Annotated in this window: 1 protein-coding gene; it reads right to left on the bottom strand. The window is 37.1% G+C overall.

What is annotated here, in order from left to right; translation table 11 throughout:
- On the bottom strand, nt 1-1,352 hold a 1,352-nt coding region (locus tag E5983_RS09050; RefSeq protein WP_331251114.1), incomplete at its 3' end, for a G5 domain-containing protein.
- Nucleotides 1,353-1,403 lie beyond the last annotated feature (51 nt).

Below are 1,403 nucleotides of genomic sequence, written 5' to 3'. Positions count from 1 at the left end.
CCAACTTCTTCCGTGTCACGAGTCTCAAAAACCGTGCTAAATGGAATTTTTCTATCCTCTACCTTAGGCTTCGTTCCTACTTCTATTTTTTTATTAACCGGTGGCACAGAATTCAAATGACTAGATGACTCTACAATTTTTTCATCCTTGATAACTTCATTCCCATCTGCTACAACTTTCGTAACAACTGTTCTATTAGTAGTAGGAATTCCTTTATATTTATAATCAATTGTAATAGGAGCATCTGAAGTAGGGAGATAGGTATCCTTAACTTTTCCATTGTGAATAGTCAATGCTTGTTTTTGACCATTAACAACAAGATTGGCTTCAGTAATCTCTAAATCACTTGATACATCTTCAATTGAGATTTCTAACGGTTTATAGATTGTATGAACAACTTGCTCTGTTTTAGGAGTGGAAGCTAACAGCCCTTCGCGATCATCAAATTTTGATGTAAAACCAGCATTTTCAAATGATTTTTGTGCAAATTGAAGGTTCCGATGCGTGTGGTTATCAGCAGCCTGAATATTTCTAATAGAAATCGTTCGCGAACTAACATTCTTCAACAACTCTTTTAAAGTAGGATTATTGTTTAATGCTTGGTCATTTAATGTATATAAATCTGTTTCAAGTCGCAAATCTGCTCCAGCAATCTCCTCTGGAGTTAGACCATAACGTTCTGGAATCTGGTCAGCAGTTATATCGTCAATTCTAGCTAATTCTTTAATCGCAGGATCTATTCCTTTAATAGAGAGACTTGCGCTAGGATTGTGGAAACTTTCTGGCAGTCTTCCAGCTTGAATCCATAACAATTTATCACCTGGCTGTAGATTATCCCATAAAGGAGCTAATTCTTTCACTCCATTGTAAAGATAAAGTTTATTATTAGCTTCAACTAGGACAATAATTACTTGAGGAACCCTACGTGTTTCTACACTTAGCTCACTCTTAGCAGGCACTTGAATTTGCGCATCTCCAGATTTCTCTTCAAATACGACACTTTCTTTGCCAGGAGTTCCCTCTTGCAATACACGTTGAACTCCTACTTCTAAGTCCTTGTTTTCGATATATTCTACATCAAAAGCAATTTCCCTATCATCAGGTTTCGAGCCTCGTTTGATAATTTTTGAAGTTGCAGGAGTTACCTCCTCCTTAACATCTTCTGTTAATTGACCTGTAACGACATTCAATGTGTAGGTTCTTGTTAGCTTCTTACTACCATCGATACCTTCACGAACTACAATTTCAGGATCAACAACTTTCATCATTGGATCTTCTTGGTAGGTCGTTTCAAATGGAATTACGGAAGTTTCTACCTTAGGCTTTGTTCCAATTTGATAAACTTCTGCCACAGGTTCTTTGGATACACTACCGTCTGGTTGACGAACTCCTTCTTGTCCTTG

Source organism: Streptococcus danieliae (assembly GCF_009767945.1).
GTDB classification, from domain to species: domain Bacteria; phylum Bacillota; class Bacilli; order Lactobacillales; family Streptococcaceae; genus Streptococcus; species Streptococcus danieliae.
This window is presented reverse-complemented; position numbering and strand designations above follow the sequence as displayed.